The following is a 14,802-nucleotide window of genomic DNA, read 5'->3' as shown; positions in this document are numbered from 1 at the left end:
TCGGAGAATGAGTTAATGAAAAAATGGCTTCTTTTGATCCTGTGTAGCGTAATGTCGTTTGCCAGCTCCGCCAATGAACGTATTGTCACTATTGGTGGTGATATCACAGAGATCGTTTTCGCATTAGGTTCAGGTGAACAAATTATTGCAAGAGACAGCACTAGTTTAGTCCCTGAACAAGTGAAAGCACTCCCTGATGTGGGTTATATGCGAATGCTAAATCCCGAAGGTATCTTATCGGTCAAACCAACATTAATTATAACCAGTGAACTCGCTCGCCCTTCTTTAGCACTACGCCGAATAAAAGAGGCAGGAGTCACTGTTAAAACGATTACAGGTACACATTCATTAGAAGCCATTAATGAAAAAATAGACACCATTGCCACCATTTTAAATAAACAAAAAGAAGGTGAGCAACTAAAAGAAAAACTCACCCTATCTATTAACCAAATACCCACAACTCCTATAGATAAAAAAGTCATTTATATCATGAGTCATGGTGGTGTTGTTCCTATGGCCGCTGGTCAAAATACTGCAGCAGATACCATTATTTCACTAGTTGGAGGTAAGAATGCAATGCAAGGCTTTACGAGTTATCGCCCTCTTTCTCAAGAAGGTGTCATTGCAAGCCAACCTGATATTTTGCTGGTGACTAAAGAAGGTATTAAAGGCATTGGCGGTATTGAAAAACTTTGGAATTTACCCGGTATAAAGTACACACCTGCAGGTAAAAATAAACATTATGTCGTCGTCGATGATATGGGTTTGTTAGGTTTTACGCTTTCAACACCTGATGTCATGCATCAAATTCGTCAAGCATTGGAGCAATAATGTCTCGTTTTCGTTCACCGTGGATGAGTATTTTAGTTTTACTCTGTTTGCTCACCATTGTTACATTAATCTCTGTGAATAGCGGTGCATTGGCACTCTCATTTCATACATTATGGAATAGCTCTTTTGATGATATGGAATGGCAAATTTGGCTTGATATACGCTTACCTCGTGTGCTTTTGGCTATTCTTGTCGGTGGGGCATTGGCGATATCAGGTGCGATCATGCAGGGATTATTTAGAAACTCATTAGCTGACCCTGGGTTACTTGGCATAAGTAGCGGTGCAGCACTAATGGTTGCTATCGTGATTATATTACCCTTCTCTTTTTCACCTGTATTCGCATTTTACAGTCATATCATTGCCGCCTTTGTTGGCGGCTTAATTGTGGCAATGATCATTTTCTCATTACATCAATTGAGCGATGGTAATTTAGCAAGGTTACTACTTGCAGGGATCGCTATCAATGCACTTTGTATGTCCTTTATTGGTGTCTTAAGCTATATCAGTACAGATCAACAATTACGTCAATTTTCACTGTGGATGATGGGGTCATTAAGCCAAATTGACTGGAAAACCTTATCAATTGCAACCCTTGTGATTATCCCTGTCAGCCTTTTAGCTTGTTGGCAAAGCTATAAATTAAACCTATTACAACTTGGTGACGAAGAAGCGCACTATTTAGGATTAAACGTAAGGCGAACCAAATTTATTTTATTACTTCTTAGTGCCATTTTAATTGGTTGTGCTGTTGCTCTCAGTGGTGTCATTGGATTTATTGGCCTTGTGGTTCCACATCTTATTCGCATGCGTGTTGGTAGTAATCACGTATGGTTATTACCTGCTACCATTTTAGGTGGTGCAACACTGTTGCTGGCCGCTGATACATTATCAAGAACACTGGTATCTCCTGCTGAAATCCCTGTGGGGCTCATTACTGGATTAATTGGTGGCCCTTATTTCCTTTGGCTTATCTTACGACAACCCGCGGGAAGGATGTCATGATTCAAAAACAAAACACTTCGTTGCTCTATGGAAATAATTTGACGTATCAAATTGGTGAAAAAAACATTATTGATGATGTGTCTCTTTCACTTAATGCCGGAGAGTTAGTCACTATAATTGGACCTAATGGTGCAGGAAAATCATCATTACTACGTTTATTGACAGGTTATACGACACCAACACAAGGTGAGTGCTATTTTAAACAAAAGACTTATTCGCAATGGAATAGCCAACAATTAGCACAAAACCGGGCTGTTATGCGCCAAAATAGCCAACTCTCATTTTCTTTTTCTGTAGAAGAAGTGGTTGCAATGGGAAGAAGCCCTCATGGGCAACAACATAAAAAAATAGCTATCGAAACGGCTCTACTACAAACAGATTGTTTAAAGTTTAAAGATAGAGACTATCGTCAATTATCAGGCGGCGAACAACAAAGAGTGCAACTTGCCAGAGTATTAGCTCAATTATGGCATCCAACACCACAAGAAGCGGTGTTATTCCTCGATGAGCCGACTTCAGCACTTGACCTTTACCATCAGCAACATAGCTTGCGCTTACTAAAGCAATTAGCAAAAACACAACATCTTATGGTTTGTTGCGTTCTACACGACCTTAATTTAGCCTCACTTTATGCTGATAGAATTTTATTATTACATCAAGGGAAATTAGTTTGTGAAGGTACCCCACACAATGTCCTTACAACAGAAAATATCCAAAAATGGTATGGTGCAGATGTGAGTGTTGATACCCATCCAGAGCATTCGTATCCACAAGTTTTTCTCCGTCCATAAGTTACCTTAGTTTTACTCAGTTACCTTCTAACATATGTTTTCTAGATTGTGACTGAGTTAATTTATTTTTATATGCTTATTTATTTCAAATAAAATGCACTAAGTAACACCACCTAAATTAATTAATAAATCTTATTTTTAAACTTCCCTATTTGGTCAAATAAATTGACTTTAAAATACACCTTAATCATTGATTGGATTATAAATCACACGGAAAAATATAACAATCTGAAAAATAAATGGTATAACAGAATGACGAAAGAAAAAATAAATCAATAAATTCAACAAAATAAAATGCATTAAAAGCAATTTTTTTAATCAAAAATTTCCATTAAGCTCTACCTTACTTGATATATATAGCTTTCACCTATTAATTTGATAATGATTATCAATAACGAAAAGCACTTTTTGCCTACCAGTTATTTTCCCCATGCTTAAAATAGGTTATAAATAACATACGTTACTATTCTATTTACTTGGGCACTGTGTCCCCACCATTTTTGTGGGAGGTTTTATGGCTGAAAATGTCGTTAATGATATTCTAAAATGGTTAGAAACCCAGTTACAACGTAACGAAGGTATAAAAATCGATACTATTGCGAACAAAAGTGGTTATTCAAAATGGCACTTACAACGCATATTTAAAGATTTTAAAGGCTGCACATTAGGCGAATATGTCCGCAAACGTCGCTTATTAGAAGCGGCTAAATCATTACAAGAAAAAGATATGTCTATTTTAGACATCGCTTTAATGTATGGCTTTAGCTCTCAAGCAACATTTACTCGTATTTTTAAAAAACATTTTAATACTACACCTGCTAAGTTTAGAGAAAATGGCACTATGCCAGATACACATTGCTTTATGTCATGTGAAACTCACTGATTAATTTAGCCTTTATAAGGTGTCATAAAAAAACCAGCTATCATCGAGCTGGTTTTTTTGTGTTCTACTATTTTTTGAGCAAAAAAATTAAGCGATTGCTGTCACTAGCCACTCTTGAAGCTCTTTAAGCTCCATTTTATTACTGGGATAACGTGTTATCAGTTGTTCTATCAACACATTTAAAGATGCTGGTGTATAACGTTGCCCAACAAGCATATCTGACAGTGCTTCTAACGGTGCGGGATCTAAACTGTCAGTATAGATTTGACTTCTGACTACATTACCACGCTCAATATCAAAATGTAGTTCAACCCCCCCCCATTTAAAACGATTATCTAACAAATGAGAAAATGCAGGGGCTTGTCCAAAATTCCATTCCCAACTACTTTGCTTAGCGAATGTCTCTTCAAAACCAGGTAAGTCAGGTAATTTTTGCGGAGAAATAATCTCTGCATCTACTCGTTCACCATAGTATTCAAAAAAGCTTTCGGTAATAGTTTCACAAAGTTTTTCGTGAGTAATATCAGTTTTCAGTTCGACTAAATTAGTCACTCGAGAACGTACAGAAGTGATCCCTTTAGCTTGAAGTTTTTTCGGATCTGGATTGAGATAATTGGCTAATCTAGATAAATTAGCATTTATTAATAATGTGCCATGATGGAAACCACGATCTTTAGTCTCTTTATAAGCCGAGCCTGAAATTTTTCTTTCACCCTCTTCTTGCGGTACGACTAAATCATTACGCCCTGATGCTGTAGCTTGTATACCTGCCTTTGATAAGCCATCAAGTATAATTTGAGTTGAGATCGTTTTATTATATTCTGGTTTTCCCGCCATAAAGGTAAAACAGGTATTACCGAGGTCGTGGAAAACAGCACCACCACCACTTGAACGCCGTGCTAATTTCACGCCATCTTCATCCATTTTTCGCGTATTACACTCTTTCCACGGATTTTGGGCTCGTCCAATAACTACCGTATTATCATTACGCCACAGAAAAAGTACACGCTGATCCGCTGGCATTTGTCTAAAAATACACTCTTCAACAGCAAGGTTAAACCAAGGATCATAAGATTCGGAAATTAACAGTCGCAACTTACCTGACATAAGGAATACCTATATGAAGAAAATAAGGTATAAGATAGCATAACTCTCAATATATTAGGGTCTTAAATGGCACTAAATTACAATCGGCGAGCTTGCCAGAATGTTTTTTTCCAATAGACATTATCAAGAGAGGAGCGAGTAACTCCTTTACTAGTTGATGCGTGAATAAATGTGTTGTCAGTGTCATAAATACCAACATGAAGTCCATTTTCACCACCACCAGTTTTGAAAAATACTAAATCCCCTGGCATTAAGTCACTTTTACTGATTTGTGTTCCATATTTGGTTTGATCGATAGTCATCCGAGGTAATTTAATATCAAAACGATCACTGTACGTTTTATAGACAAACCCTGAACAATCAATACCTGAAGATGTCATTCCGCCATAACTATAAGGTGTACCATACCACTGCTCAAGTTGTGATTTAAGCTGCACTATCACCATAATAGGATCGGAAAGCTGCGTTTTTAAAGGAGGCGCTGGTGGAATGCGCTTTGACGGACTAGATGAACATCCAGCCAACAGGATAATACAGAGTAAGAAAGGATAGAAAACGGACTTTCTCATTGCATCCACCATTATTATTATGTGAGATTTTAAAATCTATCTGCTTTTTTAAGCAAAAACAAGTTATTGAAGGTGAATGAATCAAGATTAATAGAATAAATCGCACAATAACCAACAAGGTACAGAAAATAAAACCCAAACTTTGAATTTAGTGTGATGTTGACTCTTTGGGTTTCTGGCTAATCAGCCAAACGCCTATCATAATAAAAATAACACCTGCTGTTTTTGTCCATGAAGGGGTTTCTTGAAACCAAGGTAATATCACTGCAAGGATATAAACAAAAACATAGCTCAAACTAATAAGTGGGTAAGCTTTATTTAAAGGGATAGTACGTAAAGTAAATAACCAACAAACCATTGACAGTATATACCCTACAAGCCCAGCAAATACAATGCTTAAAGGTGTAATATTGTCCCATAGCCATGAAAAATCAAACCACCGTTTTTCTAGCTGTAAATCCGGTAGCTCAGACATACCAAACTTTAACAATAATTGAGCAGCAGTGACTAATAGTGCGCTTCCCATCGCCCATAAATAGCCTTTCATGCTTGCATACTCATCAATACAATACCAATCATAATCGATGCAATACCAATCCAATGCTTCACATTTACAGGCTCTTTATACACAAACTGCCCGATTAATGTCACCACAATAAAATTAATACTTAACATAGGATAAGCAATACTTAGAGGAAGAATTTGTAATAGTCGTAACCAAAACAGCATCCCTAAACCAAGCATCGCAATGGCAACAAAAAGCCAGAAAATCGTTTTTCTGGCTTTTGTTAATGAGTCACTTTGCCAGCTAACCACCGCTTGTTTTTGACATACTTGCCCTATGCAGGTCAAAAAGCTCACAATTAGCAATAAAACAAAGGACATTAATTACGCTTCTCATACGTCAAAATAGCAACTCGATGATTTGTCACAAGCTCTTCAGGTCTTGGTAGTTGAGCTAATTTTTTCGGATCTTTAAACGTAATAACGACTGATACATTACCTTCTTTTCTTGCTTGCTCTAACCATTGAGCAAAATTATCAGGTTTAATTAATTTATGCTGAGAATCAGGATATTCTCTAATACCATAAGTTAACTCACCCGTTCTTTCATAAAGATAAATATCACTACGCTGTAATTCCCACGCCAATCCAGCACCAATCCCTACACTGTTACTTACAATGTATTTGCTCGCATTGAGTGTATCAATATTTTGACGAATAAATTCTTGAGGTAACTTTCCATCAACACTACTGTTAGGTATTGCCTGCCCAATGCACAAACTCACACCTAACGAGCAAGATGCTGCCCATAGCCAATGTTTACCATTAAGCGTAGAGCAAAGATAACCAATAATACCCCATAAAGAGAATGCGACGATGGCTAAAACCCATTTAGACCACTCATAAGGCATGTATATAGGTTTTGAAGAAGCAAGTTGAATGATTAAGATAGCGACAACGGCGGCAACACCAATAAAAATGTTGATATAGCCATTAATACGCAGTGCTTTCATTCTAAATTTACGTGCACAATCTACGCCATATTTTGCCATTAGCATTGCAAGCGGCGCCATAAATGGCAACATATATGTTGGTAACTTTCCTTTCGCAATACTAAAGAATAAAAACGGAACAACAAACCAGCACAATAAGAAAAACAGTTCTGGGCGTTTACGTCTTTTCTTCCATGCCCCCATTAATGCGCCAGGCAATAAACCAAGCCAAGGTATTACTCCTAATAATATAATAGGGATATAGTACCAGAATGGGGAACTATGCTGAGCATCTTCACCAGAAAAACGCTGAATATGTTCAATCCAAAAGAAATAATGCCAATAGTCAGGCTCTGCTTTTGCAATAGCTAATGCCCACGGCAAACTAATTAATGCAGCACTAAATACCGCAAGTAAGCCATAGAGCAACATTTGAGTAAATTGCTTTTGATAAAGAGTAATAGGTATCATCACAATGACAGGGATAGCTAATGCTAAAAACCCTTTAGTCATAAATGCCATACCACAAGCCAAACCTAATGTTATCCAAGCTAATATTCGTGTCTTTACCGTCGTCGCTTTCAGTGCCCAAAAACAGCAGACCATACTCGCGGTAACCCAAAGTGCTAACATAGGATCTAACACACTGTAAGTGCCTACGCTAAACACTAAAAACATGGATAAATAAATTAAGCTAGAAACAAAAGCGACTTGACGGTTACGCCACATCATTCTTGCCAGTAAATAAACAAGTAATGTGCTTAATAGAATAGAAATAACTGAACCAAAACGCACAGCAAAATTTGTGTGGCCAAATATTAATTGGCTAACATTATTGATCCAATAACCTGCAACGGGTTTTTCGAAATAGCGAATATCGAGCATATGAGGAACAATCCAGTTCCCGCTCACCACCATTTCGCGGCTAATTTCCGCATAACGGGTTTCATCTGGTTGCCATAATAACCGGCTGTTCAATGGAAATAAGTAGGTAAGAACAAAAAAAAGAGCCAAGAGGATGGCCCCGATTTTACTCGCCCGGTTATTCAACATAGTTTCGTTAGACCTCTTGTTGGCACCCTAACCAGCCTTCTCGACCTGGAAAGTCAGATCGAACAACTTTACCCATCGGAAGCGTTTCTTTATCTTGTGGTAATAAATCGCTTAACGGACAGAATTCGATGCCTTCATTTGCAATCATTGCCAGTAACTGCTCAAACTGAGCTGCTTTTGACATTCCTTCAACTTCGGTATGGATAGTATAAACAGGTATTCCACTGTCTTTTTTGATTTCATCAATAATAAATTGATTAAAATCCTCATCCTTTACCTTTGTGCCGACGACTTCATCATAAGTTGGTAATGTTACTGGAATTTGCACCGTACCGATAGAACCATTTTCTAAAATAGGTCTAAAAGGATGCGTTCCTCGACAATCGCTATTGTAATCGAATTGAAAAGTTTCTTTAACTGTTAATACGCGTTCATCAGCACGCCATCCAGCAACTGCTGAACATTTTACAGGGTTTTCAAGTGCTTTTTCCAGTGCTTCTACACCTAAACGAACTTGTTGCATTAATTCTTCTGTTGACCAACGAGCAACTTTTGCTTGCCAACCTTGGTGATCCCATGAATGTAACCCTACTTCATGCCCAGCATTTTGGGTTTCTTTCATCAAATAACCTAGATTCTTAGCAATTTTTTTGCCTGGCCATGCTGTTCCTGCTAATAAAATATCTAATCCATACAACGATGCAGCGTTAGATCTCAGCATTTTCCATAAAAACTTTGGTTTTAAAAGGCGCCATAAATGGCGCCCCATATTATCTGGACCTACGCTAAAGAAGAAGCTGGCATGAATGTTATGTCTGGCAAATACATCCAGTAGCTGTGGAATACCTTGCTTCGTTCCTTGATAAGTATCCACATCAACTCTCAAACCAACTTTCTTCATTATCTGATCCTATTTATCGCCTAATTCTTCAACCGCACCACGTAAGAAGAAGTCTAATGTTTCCTCTACAGTTTGACGGGTTTCAATACTTGGTTTCCAGTCCAATAAACGCTCTGCATTTTTAATGCTAGGCTTACGGTGTTCAACATCTTGATAGCCTTTACCATAGTAACTACTACTTTCGATTTTCTTGAAGCCAGCAAATGGAGGAAAATGACCACGTAACTCATGTTTTTCAAAGCAATCTAACAGCATTTCTGCTAATTCGCGAATACTTGCTTCGTTAGTTGGGTTACCAATATTGATAATTTGACCATCACATTTGTTATCACGATTTTCAATAATACGGAATAAAGCTTCAATACCGTCATTAATATCAGTGAAACAACGTTTTTGCTCACCACCATCAACCAATTTAATTGGTGAACCTTCAACTAAATTTAGAATTAATTGTGTAATGGCTCGAGAACTACCAATACGCGCTGAATTTAAGTTATCTAAACGAGGTCCCATCCAGTTAAACGGACGGAATAATGTAAATTTAAGACCTTCTTTAGCACCATAAGCCCAAATAACTCGGTCTAATAGCTGTTTAGATACAGAGTAAATCCAACGTTGTTTATTGATAGGGCCAACAATCAGACGTGAATTATCTTCATCAAATTCTTTATCATCACACATGCCATAAACTTCTGATGTGGATGGGAAAATAATACGTTTATTATACTTAACACAATAACGTACGATTTTTAAGTTTTCTTCAAAGTCTAATTCAAAAACACGTAATGGATTACGGGTATATTCGATAGGCGTTGCAATAGCCACTAATGGCAGAATAACATCACATTTTTTAATGTGATATTCAATCCATTCTGTATGAATACTCACGTCACCTTCGATAAAGTGGAAACGTGGGTTACCAATAAAGCGTTCAATTGCTGAAGAACCGATATCCATACCATAGATATCATAGTTATCATCTTTCAATAGGCGCTCTGTTAAATGGTTACCAATAAAGCCATTCACACCTAAAATAAGAACACGTTTACGACGTTTAACCTGTGCCGTTGCTTTTGGCCCAACGCGAACATCTGTCACAATGCCCATTTCAGCCGCTAAACGGCTTCCTTGAACATAAAGGCCATTTTCACTTTGACCTGTTACCACTTCGATTGCGCCTTTCTCACATGCAATCACTAAAGGTTCTGTTGATATAACCGTACCTGGACGCTTACCTTGATTATCTGCAACAACACGAGAACGCCAGATAATCATTTTACGTTCACCTAAGAAAGTAAATGCACCTGGGTATGGTTCAGTAACGGCACGCACTAAATTGTGAACTGTTTTTGCGTCCGCATTCCAGTCGATTAAACCATCATCAGCACAACGACGACCAAAGTAAGTAGCTTGGCTTTCATCTTGTGCAGTTGTTGAATAATCACCTGATGCAATATGTGGTAATGCACTAGAGAGTAATTTATTCGCTGCTTCTCTTACTTTTTCATGTAAAATCAGAGAAGTATCATTGTCTGTGATGGTAACTTTTTCTTGAGCAACGATATCACCCGCATCAGCTTTCGCTGTCATTTTATGCAGAGTAACACCCGTTTCTGTCTCACCATTCACAATCGCCCAATTAATTGGTGCACGTCCACGGTATTTTGGTAATAAAGAACCGTGTAAATTAAATGCGCCTTTAGGTGCCAAATTCAGGATCTCATCACTTAACATGTGACGATAATAGAAAGAAAAAATGACATCAGGTTTCATTTCACGAATACGTTCAATCCATAATGGATGATTGACATTTTCAGGCGCGAATACTGTCAATCCCATTTCTGCACTCACACGAGCCACTGATGAGAAGAAATGATTTTCGTTTGGATCGTCAGTGTGGGTAAATACAGCCTGAATATCATAACCCGCTTTTTCAAGTGCTTTTAAACCAACACAGCCGATATCGTGATAGGCAAATACTATTGCTTTCATTAGTCTTTTTCCTGATCTTCGTTGGGTTTGTTAACACCAACCACTTTTTGGATAAAATACCGAGGACGCGCTCTTACATCATTATAAATTCGGCCTATATATTCACCTAATAAGCCCATTGCAACGAACTGCGCACCGATAAACATAAATAAGATTGCGAAAAGTGTGAATACACCTTCAGCGGCCCACATTGCACCGAAAATAATACGCAAAACAATTAGAAGTAATGCTAAAACAAAGCCAGAAACAGCGATCACACTGCCGACAATGCTTAATAAACGTAGTGGTGCTGTAGTAAGACAAGTTAAAAGGTCGTACATCAAATTAATTAGCTTTAAAAAACTATATTTTGAATCACCATATTCACGCTCTGCGTGTGCGACATCAATTTCAATAGTACGACGAGCAAATGTGTTCGCAAGAATAGGAATAAAGGTACTTCTTTCGTGACACTGTAACATCGCTTCAACAATATGGCGACGATATGCACGTAGCATACATCCATAATCTCCCATAGAACGACCTGTCGCCTTGGTTATCATGGAGTTAATCATTTTTGAAGCTGTTTTACGAAACCATGAATCTTGACGATTGCGACGACGGGTTCCCACAACATCATAACCTTCTTCTGCAGTTGTAACGAGTCTAGGGATCTCTTCAGGTGGGTTTTGTAAATCTGCATCTAATGTAATGATTAAATCACCATCAGCTTGATTAAAGCCAGCCATAATTGCAGAGTGTTGACCGTAGTTACGATTCAAAATAATTGCAATTACGTGATTTTCTTCAATAGCAGCGGCTTCTTCTAACATTTTGGCTGAATTATCACTACTACCATCATCAACCAAGATCAGCTCATACGCTTGTTTTAATTGCTTACAGCTTTTTATAGTACGCTCTAAAAGTTGAGGGAGGCTCTCTTCTTCGTTATAAACGGGGATTACAACCGATACTTTTTTGATTTTATCAAATGTTGACACTTAGATATGCTCCGAAAGAATTTCATTGATCGCATCTACAACGCGAATAACATCTTGATTACTCATATCAGGAAACAATGGCAGCGAGCATAACGTTGCAGAGTTCCACTCTGATTGAGGAAGTGATAAAGCGGGATAGCGCTCACGATAATATTTTTGTGTATGCGCCGCACGGAAATGAAGCCCTGTACCAATTTCCTTTTGCTTCAATTTTTCCATAAAAGTATCACGATCGATACCACAAATGCTTTTATCTACTCTCACCATAAATAGGTGATTAGCATGCAAATGAGGATACTCAGGAATACTCAACATCTCTAATGGTGAGTCTTTTAGTTTTTCACGATATAGTGCCACTAATTCAGCACGTTTCGCGTTCATTTCCTCTAAACGCCCTAATTGCACCACAGCAATAGCGGCATGAATATCAGATAAATTATATTTATAACCAGGTTCAACAACTTCAGCTTGAGGCTTACGCCCTTGAATTTGTCTATCAAAAGCATCAACACCTAAGCCATGAAATTTTAAGCAACGTACTCGATTGGCTAATTCGTCATTATCAGTAACAACCAACCCACCTTCAGCACAAGTTACGTTCTTAATAGCGTGAAAAGAGAAAATAGAGGTTCCTTTTTCACCAATCCATTCATTTTTATAGCGTGTGCCAATCGCATGTGCTGCATCTTCAATAAGAGGAATTCCCGCATCTCGTGCTACTTTTCGTAATGCATCCAGATCACAAGGCGCACCGGCATAATGAACCGGAATAATTGCCTTCGTTCTAGGGGTAATCGCCTTTTTGACATCCTCTGCACTTACCATCAAAGTATCACGGTCAACATCAATCATCACCGGCTCTGCGCCTAGTAATGTAATGATATTAATGGTTGACACCCACGTTTGTGATGGTGTGATAACTTCATCACCTGCGCCAATTCCCATAGCCATTAGAACAACATGCATACCCGCAGTGGCCGAGCAAATTGCAATAGCATGTTTGCTACCAAATTTTTCACAGAAGTCTTGCTCTAATTGATGGTTCTGAGGGCCTGTTGTGATCCAACCTGAACGTAATACATCTTCAACGGCTTTGATTTCTTCATCGCCAATCGCAGGGCGAGAGAAAGGAAGGAAATGACTCATAAAAATGTAGCCTAATTAATGAATGAATAAATACAATTATATACAAACTATTGTTCACCGACATCCGTCTTATTAAGAAAACATTAAAAAAACCTTAATAATTACTTGGAGATAATCATATCAATAGCCATAATATTAAAAAATTTGCCAATCAATATGATCAACATCATTGATGCATTTGATATTTGTATTAAATGTAGTTGATAATAATTTTTCGTCCAATAAAAGCGCAGGTGATCCAGAATCAACCAAATATCCATTTTTTATTAGCCAAATTCTGTCTGCTTTTTGATAGGAATGATTTAAATCATGCGTACTCATAATAACTGTACCACCTTGTTGGCAAAATATATCAAGCCATTTGTCCAAAATTGCCAATTGTACGACATCTAGATTATTCGTTGGTTCATCAAGTAACATTAACTTTCCTTTTAAATCGTAACTTGACCATAACTGAATAAATGCGCCAGCGAGCCTGATACGTTGCCACTCCCCCCCAGACAAATGATGAATATTTTTTGATAATAAACCATCAATCTGAAAATCACTCAACAATACATTTAATAGCTCAACGTCCATTTCAGACACTTTGTGATATAAAGCAAGATAATGAAAAACGGGCATAAACGACAAAGCCTCTAATTGTTGTATAACAATGCTTTGCATTCTAGAAAGATCATCATATTTATAATGTCTTATTGAGGTTTCGTTTAGAATAATTCCGCCTCTAAATGAAATTTCTCCCACTATAGCCATTAAAAGCGTACTTTTTCCTGCACCATTCGCGCCAATTAAGTGAATACGTTCACCATAATCCACAATCTCTGTAAATGTATGAAGTCGGTTATCAACATTCAAATTATCAAGCTTAAGCAACGCCATATTACAAACGTCCCATCTCTTTTGTTACTAATAACCAGATAAACACAGGGGCACCAAGTGTTACCGTAATCACACCTATCGGAACTTCTGCACCATTTAGCATCAAGCGAGATAAAAGATCAGCAAGTAATAACAATCCACTCCCCGTGAGTGCGCACGCGGGTAACAGTGTTTTATAATGAGTTATGCCACTTAATCGTAATAAATGAGGTACAACAAGACCTATAAAACTAATAGCACCTGCTATCGCCACACTTAGCCCTATCAATAAACCGACTGCTAAGATAAATCCATTGCGCCATCGATTAACTGATACTCCTAATTGCTTTGCCCTAAACGAACCTAATGATAAATAATTCAGAGTATCTGCGTGTGAAATTAGGATCGCAATTATCGGAATAAGAGCCCAAAATAATACTTGATGACGCCAATCAATTCCCCCAAAGCTCCCCATCAACCAATACATTAATTGTCTTAAATCTAAAGCTGAACTGAAATAAACTAACCAAGTCATGACGGCACTCGCCATAACACCTAATGCTACACCTATTAATAGCAACTGGGCATTAGACAGTTTTTTTATTTGAGCAAAACACATTAATAAAATAGTAATACCTAACGCACCTAATACTGCCACACTGCTTATTAACCAAGGATTTGAACCAACGTGTAAGACAATCAGTAATACAATACACACACCAGCACCACTACTTACTCCCAATAATCCTGGCTCTGCCAACGGATTTTGAAACAAAGCCTGCATAATAGCGCCAGCAATGGCTAAGCTTGCTCCTACCATCATGACAGCAAGTATTCTTGGCAACCGAATTTGCCAAATAAATAATTTAGCTTCATCGGTTAACCACTGATGTGGAAATAAGGAAATTTCACCAAGAGAAAGGGAAAAAACAAAAAGCAGACTCAATATTGATGCCATCAAGAATAATTTTTTTCTATCGCCAATACTTTGCTTTTTTTTAAGTTCAATAAGAGGATTATCTTTACTCATTTTATTCCCTATTAACACTACCGCTTTTTTCATCGTTTTTATTTATAAAATACCTTTAATGCAACATAACATGTTCGTATTCAATGATGAAAAGCTAATTTTAAAACACCTTAATTGGGAGTGAATAATGACAGAGAGATGTGTTTATGATTACAGTA

15 protein-coding genes are annotated in these 14,802 nt (G+C 37.6%); 4 read left to right on the top strand and 11 right to left on the bottom strand.

Annotated features, from left to right (window positions below; translation table 11 throughout):
* Positions 1–15 precede the first annotated feature (15 nt).
* The 4 genes from ABN080_RS02165 (at position 16) to ABN080_RS02150 (ending at position 3,509) form a co-directional block, all read left to right on the top strand.
* The gene (locus ABN080_RS02165; protein WP_349440237.1) at positions 16–831 is read left to right on the top strand and encodes a heme/hemin ABC transporter substrate-binding protein; all 816 of its coding nucleotides are present in this window, start codon (positions 16–18) and stop codon (positions 829–831) included.
* Positions 831–1,835 (top strand): FecCD family ABC transporter permease, encoded by a 1,005-nt coding sequence (locus ABN080_RS02160; RefSeq protein WP_349440236.1) that lies wholly within the window; start codon positions 831–833, stop codon positions 1,833–1,835. The genes ABN080_RS02165 and ABN080_RS02160 overlap by 1 nt, the downstream gene beginning before the upstream one ends.
* The gene (locus tag ABN080_RS02155) at positions 1,832–2,626 is read left to right on the top strand and encodes a heme ABC transporter ATP-binding protein (RefSeq protein ID WP_196553163.1); all 795 of its coding nucleotides are present in this window, start codon (positions 1,832–1,834) and stop codon (positions 2,624–2,626) included. The genes ABN080_RS02160 and ABN080_RS02155 overlap by 4 nt, the downstream gene beginning before the upstream one ends.
* A 514-nt stretch (positions 2,627–3,140) precedes the next feature.
* The gene (locus ABN080_RS02150) at positions 3,141–3,509 is read left to right on the top strand and encodes a helix-turn-helix domain-containing protein (protein WP_196553164.1); all 369 of its coding nucleotides are present in this window, start codon (positions 3,141–3,143) and stop codon (positions 3,507–3,509) included.
* A gap of 87 nt (positions 3,510–3,596) precedes the next feature.
* Here the strand turns inward: ABN080_RS02150 and lplA are convergent, their stop codons facing one another.
* The 11 genes from lplA to btuC form a co-directional block, all read right to left on the bottom strand.
* Entirely contained in the window at positions 3,597–4,616 is a 1,020-nt protein-coding gene (gene lplA, locus ABN080_RS02145) for a lipoate--protein ligase (RefSeq protein ID WP_340896370.1), read from the bottom strand.
* A 77-nt stretch (positions 4,617–4,693) separates the two neighbouring features.
* Positions 4,694–5,185, bottom strand: coding sequence for a C40 family peptidase (locus tag ABN080_RS02140; RefSeq protein ID WP_036913240.1), 492 nt, complete (start codon positions 5,183–5,185; stop codon positions 4,694–4,696).
* Positions 5,186–5,333: 148 nt separating this feature from the next.
* Entirely contained in the window at positions 5,334–5,732 is a 399-nt protein-coding gene (gene arnF, locus ABN080_RS02135) for a 4-amino-4-deoxy-L-arabinose-phosphoundecaprenol flippase subunit ArnF (RefSeq protein ID WP_196553166.1), read from the bottom strand.
* Positions 5,729–6,070, bottom strand: a complete 342-nt coding sequence (arnE, locus tag ABN080_RS02130; RefSeq protein ID WP_072070353.1) for a 4-amino-4-deoxy-L-arabinose-phosphoundecaprenol flippase subunit ArnE — start codon at positions 6,068–6,070, stop codon at positions 5,729–5,731. Before arnE ends, arnF begins: the two co-directional genes overlap by 4 nt.
* Positions 6,070–7,734, bottom strand: a complete 1,665-nt coding sequence (arnT, locus tag ABN080_RS02125; RefSeq protein ID WP_072070354.1) for a lipid IV(A) 4-amino-4-deoxy-L-arabinosyltransferase — start codon at positions 7,732–7,734, stop codon at positions 6,070–6,072. Before arnT ends, arnE begins: the two co-directional genes overlap by 1 nt.
* Before the next feature lie 7 nt (positions 7,735–7,741).
* Positions 7,742–8,635 carry a 4-deoxy-4-formamido-L-arabinose-phosphoundecaprenol deformylase gene (arnD, locus tag ABN080_RS02120; RefSeq protein WP_109408669.1) on the bottom strand — a complete coding sequence of 298 codons (894 nt, stop codon included), beginning with the start codon at positions 8,633–8,635 and terminating at the stop codon, positions 7,742–7,744.
* Between the two features lie 9 nt (positions 8,636–8,644).
* Positions 8,645–10,627 (bottom strand): bifunctional UDP-4-amino-4-deoxy-L-arabinose formyltransferase/UDP-glucuronic acid oxidase ArnA, encoded by a 1,983-nt coding sequence (gene arnA / locus ABN080_RS02115; RefSeq protein WP_072070358.1) that lies wholly within the window; start codon positions 10,625–10,627, stop codon positions 8,645–8,647.
* Positions 10,627–11,607: an undecaprenyl-phosphate 4-deoxy-4-formamido-L-arabinose transferase gene (gene arnC / locus ABN080_RS02110; RefSeq protein ID WP_197269263.1), complete on the bottom strand. Its 981-nt coding sequence runs from the start codon at positions 11,605–11,607 to the stop codon at positions 10,627–10,629. Before arnC ends, arnA begins: the two co-directional genes overlap by 1 nt.
* On the bottom strand, positions 11,608–12,753 hold the full coding sequence (arnB, locus tag ABN080_RS02105) for a UDP-4-amino-4-deoxy-L-arabinose aminotransferase (protein ID WP_196553170.1): 1,146 nt from the start codon (positions 12,751–12,753) through the stop codon (positions 11,608–11,610).
* 135 nt (positions 12,754–12,888) lie between these two features.
* Positions 12,889–13,635, bottom strand: coding sequence for a vitamin B12 ABC transporter ATP-binding protein BtuD (locus ABN080_RS02100; protein WP_349440235.1), 747 nt, complete (start codon positions 13,633–13,635; stop codon positions 12,889–12,891).
* Position 13,636: 1 nt separating this feature from the next.
* Positions 13,637–14,644, bottom strand: coding sequence for a vitamin B12 ABC transporter permease BtuC (gene btuC, locus ABN080_RS02095; protein ID WP_349440234.1), 1,008 nt, complete (start codon positions 14,642–14,644; stop codon positions 13,637–13,639).
* Positions 14,645–14,802: the final 158 nt, after the last annotated feature.

The organism is Proteus sp. fly-1089 (assembly GCF_040138965.1).
Lineage (GTDB): Bacteria > Pseudomonadota > Gammaproteobacteria > Enterobacterales > Enterobacteriaceae > Proteus > Proteus vulgaris_B.
The sequence above is the reverse complement of the archived record's forward strand: the minus strand, read 5'-3'. Positions and strand labels throughout refer to the sequence as shown.